The organism is Psychrobacillus sp. FSL K6-4046 (assembly GCF_038624605.1).
Lineage (GTDB): Bacteria > Bacillota > Bacilli > Bacillales_A > Planococcaceae > Psychrobacillus.
Genome location: NZ_CP152020.1, coordinates 3,876,103 through 3,885,841 on the forward strand (window position 1 = coordinate 3,876,103; position 9,739 = coordinate 3,885,841).

Here is a 9,739-nt window from a genome sequence, read left to right on the forward strand (position 1 = left end):
ACCTATCTCTAGGTTGTCCTAGAAATAGGTCACGTCTAATCCTCTAATAATTTTAAAATTCTTTCCAAGTCATCCTTCGAGTAAAACTCTATCTCGATTTTTCCTTTTTCTTTTTCATTGTTTTTAGTTATTTTTACAGCTGTCCCAAAAAGTTCTCTTAATTCCGATTCTTTTTCTAAAGTAAAAATATCTTTATCTATTTTTTTTGTTTCACGTGGAACATTTTCATTTAAACGTTGAACTAAGGCTTCTAACTGCCTTACATTTAGATTTTCTTTAATTGTTTTTTGCATAATGAGAGGGATAGATTTTTTCTTCTTTAAACCTAATAATGCCTTCCCATGCCCCATGGATAATTTCCCTTCAGAGACAGCATTTCTAACAACATCAGGGAGTGTAAGTAAGCGAAGATGGTTTGCTATATGAGGTCTACTTTTCCCCAGTCTGAACGCTAATTGTTCTTGGGTAAGGCCAAGAGTCTCCATCAGATTTTGGTAAGCCTCTGCTTCTTCAATGGGTGTTAAATCTTCTCGTTGTAGATTTTCTAAGATAGCAAGTTCCATCATTTGTTGATCATTTAACTCGCGTACTACAGCAGGAATTGCATCTAAATGAGCCTTTTTAGAAGCTCTAAATCTACGCTCTCCTACAACAATTTCAAACTTAGAACCTTTTTTTCGAACGATGATAGGTTGTAGTACTCCGTGCTCTTTTATAGATTCCGATAACTCTTGTAATGCCTCATCGTCAAATATTTTCCTTGGTTGATAAGGATTAGGCTTAATATCAACAATACTAATCTGTTCTACTTTTTCTTCTGGCATTGTATCTTCTCCAGGAAAAAGAGCATTAATCCCCTTTCCAAGTCCTTTAGCCATGACGAATCACTTCCTTCGCAAGTTCTAAATATACTTCCGCTCCTCGAGATTTTGGATCATAAATAATTATAGGCTCTCCGTGACTAGGTGCTTCACTTAAACGAACATTCCTTGGAATAATAGATTTATATACTTTGTCTTGGAAATATTTTTTAACTTCTTCAATTACCTGAATGCCAAGATTTGTTCTGGCATCAAACATTGTTAATAACACGCCGTCAATTGCTAACGTTTTGTTTAAATGTTTTTGCACCAATCGAATCGTACTCAGTAACTGGCTTAACCCTTCCAAAGCATAAAATTCACATTGAACTGGGATTATAATAGCATCAGCAGCAGTAAGAGAATTGATGGTTAAGAGACCAAGTGAAGGAGGACAATCTATAATAATATACTCATAATCAGCTTGCACTTCCTGCAAAGCTTTTTTAAGTCGTACCTCTCTTGAAATGGTAGATACTAGTTCAATTTCTGCACCTGCTAAAGAAATGGTTGCAGGAACTATATGTAAATTTTCCACTTTCGTTTCTAAAATTGTCTCTTTTACACTAACATCATCTATTAACACATCATAAATACATTGATTCACATCGCCTTTGTTGACACCAACGCCACTAGAAGCATTTCCCTGGGGATCAATATCTACCAGTAAAACCTTCTTTCCTAAGTATGCAAGACAGGCACTTAAGTTAACGGATGTAGTAGTTTTACCTACACCACCTTTTTGGTTGGCTATTGCAATAATTCTTCCCACTCTTGCACCTACTTTCATCAAAATAAAAAACCACTCTCTTCCATTCTATCAAATTTTACAGAAAAATGAATGTTATTATTGTTACAAAAGAAAAACTCTCACAAAATAGTGAGAGTTTCATATATTTTATATATTATAATATCTATTTATGATTTCTTTTTAGGTATTCTTACTGTAATTTGATAAAAATCTTCGGTGTCTTCTTCTTCGGTTTTTAAATTAATTCCGCTTTTAGTAACCATACTAAGAGATTGCTTGATCGTATTTAAAGCAATTCGTACATCTTTACTAATCGCTTTTCTTTTAGGCTTTGGAGCTTTTTCCTCTTTAACAGGAGGATTTACTATATCATTAACTTTTTCTTCGAGCTGCTTTACATTCCAATGATTATCAATGGATTCAACCATAAGCTTGATTTGTATATCTTCATCCTTTATTTGCATAAGAGATCTTGCATGACGTTCCGACAATCTCTTATCCATAATTGCTTGTTGAATTTCTTCTGGTAGTTTCAGCAAACGTAACTTATTAGCTACAGTCGATTGGCCCTTACCTAATCTTTGAGCGAGCGCTTCCTGAGTTAGCTCATGCAGCTTAAGTAATTTTTGATATGCTACTGCCTCTTCAATGGCAGTCAGCTCTTCTCGTTGAAGATTTTCTATCAATGCAATCGATGCTGTTTCCTTATCACTTAAATTACGAACTATAGCAGGTACTTCTTTCCACTTAAGCTTTGTCATCGCCCTGAAGCGACGTTCCCCCGCTATTATTTCATACTTATCGTCATCCATTTTACGAATGACGATAGGTTGAATTACACCGTGTGTATGAATAGTTCTAGCAAGTTCTTCTATTTTTGCATCATCAAAAACGGTCCTAGGCTGGTACCTATTAGGAACTATTTTTTCTATGGCTACCTGTACTACTTCTTCATTATTAGTCTGAGTAGCCTCAACGACTGGATCTTGTCCTTGCTTATCAGAACCTCCGAAAAATCGTGAGAAAGGACTTTTCATCTAACTAGCACCACCTTTTAGATACTCTTTACTTATGTTCACGACACAGAAAATAATATAATAATGTTTCACGTGGAACGTTCCTCATTAAATAATAGGTGTTTTGTTTGGTATACCTGGCTTTCGAGGGTATCTTTTCGGTGTGCTTTTAATTTTAGAAAAGACATATAACGTTCTCTCACTATTTTCTATCGGTAATAGAAAAGAATACTCCGCACTTTTTTCAGAGCCTAATACCTCAATAGCTTTTTGTGCATCTTTTAATTCATCTAGTGCACTTGCTGCTTTCATAGCTATAAACTTCCCACCGACTTTCACAAGTGGAATACATAGCTCTGACAGTACAGAGAGTCTTGCTACTGCTCGTGCAGTAACAAGATCAAACTGTTCTCTATATTCTTTATTTTGTCCAAATTCCTCAGCACGCGCATGAACAAAATTAACATTTTTTAAATTTAGCTCCTTGCTTAAATGAGTCAAAAATTGAATTCTTTTATTTAAAGAATCAACGATTGTTACATTAAGGTTTGGAAAACAAATTTTTAATGGAATACTTGGAAACCCTGCCCCTGCTCCTACATCACAAACAGAGAGGGAACCATTAAAATCCTCATAGAAAGAAGCACTGATAGAATCTAAGAAATGTTTTAAGTAAACAGATGGTTCATCTGTAATGGCTGTTAAATTCATTTTCTCGTTCCATTCCACAAGTAACTCATAATATTTTCTGAATTGCTCTAATTGGAAATCTGTTAGTTCAATTCCTTTTTCATAGAGGGCATTTTTAAATTGTTCTTCGTTCATTTTGTTCTCCTCATTGTCTTAGACTAACCAGTGATTTTAGCTATCTTACCTTGTTCAATATATATTAGAAGGATAGAAATATCTGCTGGGTTTACTCCTGAAATACGAGATGCTTGTGCAATAGATAATGGTCTTACTTGCATTAGTTTTTGTTTTGCTTCTGTTGCAAGTCCGGAGATTGCATTGTAATCAATTTGATCAGGGATCTTTTTGTTTTCCATTTTTTTCAACTTATCAACTTGTTGTAGAGATTTATCTATATAGCCTTCATACTTAACTTGAATCTCAATTTGTTCTTTTTCTTCTTCACTTAACTGAACTTCTCCTGGAACTAGTTGGGCTACTAAGTCGTAGTTCATTTCTGTTCTTTTAAGAAGATCTGAAGCACGAATTCCATCTTTTAACTCGCTACCGCCTGCATTACGAACAACCTCTTGAGTTTCCTCATTCGGTTTGATAATAATGGAGCGTAAGCGACGAAGCTCGTCTTCTATTCTTTTCTTTTTCTCTAAAAACTTATTATACCGTTCTTCTGGCACTAAGCCAATATTATATCCAATTTCTAACAATCTTAAATCAGCATTATCATGACGAAGCAGTAAACGATATTCAGCTCTGGAAGTAAGCAAACGATATGGCTCGTTAGTTCCTTTTGTAACTAAATCATCAATTAAGACACCAATATACGCATCTGATCGGCTCAACACTTTTTCTTCTTTATTTAATACTCTAAGAGCTGCGTTAATTCCTGCCATTAGCCCTTGAGCTGCAGCTTCTTCATAACCAGAAGTTCCATTAATTTGTCCAGCTGTATATAAGTTTTTAACTTTTTTTGTTTCTAGCGTAGGCCATAGCTGTGTTGGAACCATTGCATCATATTCAATCGCATAGCCTGCTCGCATCATTTCAGCATTTTCTAATCCTGGGATAGAAGCTAACAGTTTACGTTGTACGTGCTCTGGAAGACTAGTTGATAACCCCTGTACATAAACTTCTCTTGTGTTACGACCCTCTGGCTCTAAGAAGATTTGATGACGTGGCTTATCATTAAATCTAACAATTTTATCTTCAATAGACGGACAGTATCTTGGACCCGTTCCTTTTATCATACCAGAATACATTGGCGATAAATGTAAATTATCATTGATAATTTGGTGTGTTTCAGAACTTGTATATGTTAACCAGCAAGGTAATTGATCCATAATAAATTCTGTTGTTTCGAAACTAAATGCTCGAGGAACATCGTCGCCTGGCTGAATTTCTGTTTTACTATAGTCTACCGTTTTACTGTTTACACGAGGTGGAGTACCTGTCTTAAATCTAACTAGGTCGAATCCTAAATTACGGATACTATCAGCTAGCTTAATGGATGGTTGTTGGTTATTGGGACCACTAGAATATTTAAGGTCTCCTATAATAATCTCACCACGTAAAAATGTACCTGTAGTAATAACTACTGTTTCTGCTCGATAAACTGCCCCTACTTGGGTTACTAAGCCAACAATTTTATCATCTTCAACTAATAGTTCTTCTACTACTGCTTGATGAACTGTAAGGTTTGCTTGTTCCTCTATAAGACGTTTCATTTCATTTTGGTATAGAACCTTGTCCGCTTGTGCTCGAAGTGCACGTACTGCTGGTCCTTTTCCTGTATTCAACATTCTCATTTGAATGTGAGTTTTATCTATAACTTTACCCATGGCTCCACCTAAGGCGTCAATTTCACGCACTACGATTCCTTTTGCAGGGCCTCCGATGGACGGATTACATGGCATAAATGCAATCATATCTAGATTGATTGTTAAAACAAGCGTTTTAGCACCCATTTTAGCAGAGGCTAATGCGGCTTCAACACCCGCATGCCCTGCTCCTACAACAATCACATCGAACTTGCCTGCTTCAAAGTTTGGCATGTTCGTAACTTCCTCTCGTTTTTTATTTTCCTAAACAGAATTGAGCAAATAACTGGTCAATCAGGCTTTCTTCGACTGTATCGCCAATTATTTCTCCTAATATTTCCCACGTTCTAGTAACATCTATTTGAATCATATCGACTGGCACGTGATTATGTGCTGCTTCAATGGCATCAGTAATTGTAGATTTAGCAAGATTTAATAAAGCGATATGACGGGCATTAGAAACATAGGTAATGTCTGACACTTCAATGTTTCCTTCAAAGAACAAGGACGCTATAGAGTCTTCTAGCTCGTCAATTCCCTCTTCTTTTAATAAGGAAGTAGAAACAATTCGCTTATCAGTAGCAAGACGTTGTACCTCATCGTAATCTAACTTGGTTGGAAGGTCCGTTTTGTTAACGATAACGATATAATCCATTCCTTTAATAGTCTCGAATAACCTTCTATCTTCTTCAGCTAGCTCTTCTGAATTATTCAACACAAGTAAAATTAAATCTGCCTCTTTTAGAACTTGGCGTGATTTCTCTACTCCAATGCGTTCGACTATATCTTCAGTTTCACGGATTCCAGCAGTGTCTACTAATTTTAAAGGGACACCACGTACATTTACATATTCTTCTATAATATCCCTCGTAGTTCCTGCTATCTCCGTAACAATTGCTTTGTTTTCTTGAATTAAGCTATTTAAAAGTGATGATTTCCCTACATTTGGTCTTCCGACAATTGCTGTCGAGAGCCCTTCGCGAAGAATTTTACCTTGAGATGAAGTAATTAAAAGCTTTTCAATTTCTTCTTTTACCCAAGTCCCTTTTTCAATCATCATAGGTAACGTCATCTCTTCAACGTCATCATACTCTGGATAATCAATATTTACCTCTACCTGAGCTAAAGTTTCAAGGAGTGCTTGCCTTAAGGTTTTGATGAGACGTGATAAACGTCCATCCATTTGACCTAAAGCTACATTCATTGCTTTATCCGTTTTGGCTCTTATTAAATCCATTACCGCTTCAGCCTGCGACAAGTCTATTCTTCCATTTAAAAAAGCACGTTTTGTAAACTCACCAGGTTCTGCAAGCCGTGCACCATTTATAAGTATTAACTGAAGAACTCTATTTACTGTGACTAGTCCTCCATGACAATTTATCTCTACTACGTCTTCTCTCGTAAAAGTTTTTGGACCCTTCATAAGAGATAACATAACTTCCTCTACTACATCATTCGTCTTTGGATCCACGAGATGTCCATAATGAATAGTATGAGAAGATTGTTCACTAAGATTCTTTCCATTTGGAGACTGAAAAACTTTATTGGCAATTGAAATTGCCTCTGCTCCACTAAGTCTTACAATGGCAATGGCTCCTTCTCCTAATGGAGTGGAAATTGCAGCTATTGTATCAAATTCCAAAAGTGTACACCTCCTTGCACCTTCAGTTATCCACATGTGAATAACTAAAAAGAACATGACTATCTAACATATAACAATAACATATTTTGTCCTAAATCAGAAGTATAGATACTTTTTATTATGTGAACAAAAAAAGAATCCTACTGATGGCTTAGCGCTCATCTTCGGAAATCTTCTTAAGCGGATTAATAACAGAAGAAAACGGATTCCAGCTTATTTTCAAGCTAAAATCCGTTTTACTTATTTTATTGATTCAATCACTAAATATCTATTTGGTTCATTACCGACTGAATAAGTTTCAATGTCTACTCTTAGGGATAAAGCATTATGAATAATCTTTCTCTCAGAAGAAGACATCGGTTCTAATTCTATAGGTTGACCAGTACGCACTGCTTTGTCAGCCATTCGTTCTGCTAACTGTTCTAATGCTTCTTGTCTTCTTTCACGGTAGTTACCAACGTCCAACCTAATAAGGATAAAGGAATTTGAGAATTTGTTTGCAACTAATTGAGATAGGTTTTCCAGTGCATTTAATGTTTGGCCTCTTTTTCCTATTAATAAGGCAGCCTTTTCACTGTTTAAATGAAGATAAATGTACTTACCCTCTCTTGTTTCATCAATTACTAAATCGTCAATCTCCAATTCCTTAGCGATTGTTTCAAGATACTGTTTTGTTTCAGCTATCGCTTGATCATTATTTGGTGCTTCAGTGACTTCTATAGTTTCTTTTACTTCTTCTAATGTAGAGGTATTATCTAAAACCGGCTGTTCGATTACTTCCTCTACTATTTTTTCTTCCAAGACCTGATCGACTGGGTTTTCCTTTTTTAAAACAGTTACTTCAACAACTGCAGGCTTAGATAAAAATCCAAAAAAGCCTTTTTTCCCTTCTTCCACTACGGTAATTGACACATCTTCTCTCGATACTTCAAGTTTTTTAAGTGCAACGTTTATAGCTTCCTCTTTTGTAGGTGCAGTCTGTGTAATCTGCTTCATTTTTTGGCCCCTCCCGTTTTTGCCTTAACAGGTACTTGTTTTTCTCTTTTCCAAGGTTTATAAATGAATAAGTTTTGAATGATAGATATAATATTTCCGATTACCCAATACAATGTTAATGCAGCAGGTAATACAATACCAAATCCCATGATCATGAATGGCATGATATACATCATGATTTTCATTTGAGGGTTGTCCATTGCTGGGCCAGTTCTCAATACGATTAATTGCATGATTCCGGCTAAGACAGCTAGGATAATACTTGGCTCTGCCAATGCAAAACCTAAGAAATCGCCTAGATTGATCTCTGGTGTATTATTCATACGACTAATTGCATGATAGAAACCGATTAGTATTGGCATCTGAATAAAAATAGGAAGACATCCAGCTGCTGGATTAATATTTCTATCTTTATATAAAGCCATCATTTCTTGTTGGAATTTTTGCTGTGTTACAGCATCCTTGGAGCTATATTTTTCTTTTAGCTTTAACATCTCTGGTTGTACTTCTTGCATTGCCTTAGAGTTTTTAGTTTGTTTAATCATTAACGGTAAAATTACTAAACGAATTATAATCGTTACTGCAATGATCCCGAGACCATATGTCCCTAATAGCTCTTGGAAAAATGTAATAGCGGAAACTAATGGCCAAACAATGTATTCATTCCAAAAACCTTCGGAAGTATTATAAATTGGTTCATTAAATTCCGTACATCCAGCTAGTAAAGCTGTCATTACTATTAATAATAATAGTAAAGGTAATTTTCTCTTCAACCTTCTTCCCCCTATTAAAATACATTCATCTTTCATCTATCCTTATCTTAACATCTCATCCAAAAGACTTCACTAGCTTTTCTTCTTTAAAACTTTAGCTACCTTCAAAACATGCTCTAAGTTCTTTTTTGTCTCATGAAAGTCAAGCTTGGCCGCCGAATTTCTGGCGATAATAATATAATCTTTGTTTCCTGCCACTGAATCATTCAACTCTAAAAAGGATTGACGGATGTATCTTTTAATACGATTACGAACCACTGCATTGCCAACTTTCTTACTTACAGATAATCCTATTCGAAAATAATCGTATTCATTCTCCATTGTATAAACTACAAACTGTCTGTTGGCGAATGATTTCCCTTTTTTAAAGATCTTTTGGAATTCAGCATTCTTTTTTATGCGTTGTTTCTTATTCATCTAGTCACCTGCTCCAACTAATCGGTTTGAAAGAAAAAAAAGACCACTGAATTGGTCAGTGGACTTATAATTATGCTGATAATACTTTTCTTCCTTTAGCACGACGGGCTGCTATTACGCGGCGACCGTTTTTTGTACTCATACGTGCGCGGAAACCGTGATTTTTTGCTCTTTTACGGCTATTTGGTTGGAATGTACGTTTCATCTATATGACACCTCCTGAGTGATCATCTTAAAATGTTCCTTAGACAGTCTCCGATATTATATAAAAACTACACTGTATTTGTCAATCTTTATTTAAGTCCATTTCTTGCTGCTTCTGTTTTCTTCTTGCCCACTCTTATCCACATACTAAGATATCTTTTCCCACTTACCTGTGAATAACAATTTTCGACAAAAAAATATCCACATAGCTTATGAACATGTTTTTAACATATCCCTTTGCTGTGGACAACCTTAACTGTTAATTAATTTAATATTGTGGATAACCTTAAAGTATCTTGTAATTGCAACGTTTTTTTGATACGATATCTGTGTTTTACTTTTTCAAACGAAATATGTTATTTTTTATTATCCACAGTTGTTAGTAATCTGTGGATAATATTTTCCCCATACGTTTATAAAGTTTATCCACAGGACGTGGATTTGTGTATATAACTATAATTTATACATATAAAATATAAAGCAGAATGATTATTCTCTTTTTGTAAAACAGTCTTATTACTAAAAGGTAGGAGAAACGGATTTCCTATCAATCTTATAGAAAAGGAGATTATGTTA

The 9,739-nt window shown here is 35.3% G+C and carries 10 protein-coding genes; all 10 read right to left on the reverse strand.

Annotated features, from left to right (window positions below; all coding sequences use genetic code 11):
- Window positions 1-35: 35 nt before the first annotated feature.
- Window positions 36-878, reverse strand: coding sequence for a ParB/RepB/Spo0J family partition protein (locus MKY09_RS19170; protein WP_169359822.1), 843 nt, complete (start codon window positions 876-878; stop codon window positions 36-38).
- Window positions 871-1,632 carry an AAA family ATPase gene (locus MKY09_RS19175; RefSeq protein ID WP_169359841.1) on the reverse strand — a complete coding sequence of 254 codons (762 nt, stop codon included), beginning with the start codon at window positions 1,630-1,632 and terminating at the stop codon, window positions 871-873. The genes MKY09_RS19170 and MKY09_RS19175 overlap by 8 nt, the downstream gene beginning before the upstream one ends.
- Window positions 1,633-1,778: 146 nt before the next feature.
- On the reverse strand, window positions 1,779-2,648 hold the full coding sequence (gene noc / locus MKY09_RS19180) for a nucleoid occlusion protein (protein WP_169359823.1): 870 nt from the start codon (window positions 2,646-2,648) through the stop codon (window positions 1,779-1,781).
- Window positions 2,649-2,735: 87 nt separating this feature from the next.
- A complete protein-coding gene (rsmG, locus tag MKY09_RS19185) occupies window positions 2,736-3,452 on the reverse strand; it encodes a 16S rRNA (guanine(527)-N(7))-methyltransferase RsmG (protein WP_169359824.1) in 717 nt (238 codons plus the stop codon).
- A 23-nt stretch (window positions 3,453-3,475) separates the two neighbouring features.
- Window positions 3,476-5,365, reverse strand: a complete 1,890-nt coding sequence (gene mnmG / locus MKY09_RS19190; protein ID WP_169359825.1) for a tRNA uridine-5-carboxymethylaminomethyl(34) synthesis enzyme MnmG — start codon at window positions 5,363-5,365, stop codon at window positions 3,476-3,478.
- 22 nt (window positions 5,366-5,387) lie between these two features.
- Complete coding sequence (mnmE, locus tag MKY09_RS19195) at window positions 5,388-6,773, reverse strand: tRNA uridine-5-carboxymethylaminomethyl(34) synthesis GTPase MnmE (protein WP_342567330.1); 1,386 nt, start codon at window positions 6,771-6,773, stop codon at window positions 5,388-5,390.
- Window positions 6,774-7,013: 240 nt separating this feature from the next.
- The gene (gene jag / locus MKY09_RS19200; protein ID WP_342567331.1) at window positions 7,014-7,769 is read right to left on the reverse strand and encodes an RNA-binding cell elongation regulator Jag/EloR; all 756 of its coding nucleotides are present in this window, start codon (window positions 7,767-7,769) and stop codon (window positions 7,014-7,016) included.
- A complete protein-coding gene (gene yidC / locus MKY09_RS19205; RefSeq protein ID WP_169359828.1) occupies window positions 7,766-8,542 on the reverse strand; it encodes a membrane protein insertase YidC in 777 nt (258 codons plus the stop codon). The genes jag and yidC overlap by 4 nt, the downstream gene beginning before the upstream one ends.
- 72 nt (window positions 8,543-8,614) lie before the next feature.
- Window positions 8,615-8,959, reverse strand: coding sequence for a ribonuclease P protein component (gene rnpA, locus MKY09_RS19210; protein ID WP_169359829.1), 345 nt, complete (start codon window positions 8,957-8,959; stop codon window positions 8,615-8,617).
- A 70-nt stretch (window positions 8,960-9,029) separates the two neighbouring features.
- Window positions 9,030-9,164, reverse strand: coding sequence for a 50S ribosomal protein L34 (gene rpmH / locus MKY09_RS19215; RefSeq protein WP_144540295.1), 135 nt, complete (start codon window positions 9,162-9,164; stop codon window positions 9,030-9,032).
- Window positions 9,165-9,739: the final 575 nt, after the last annotated feature.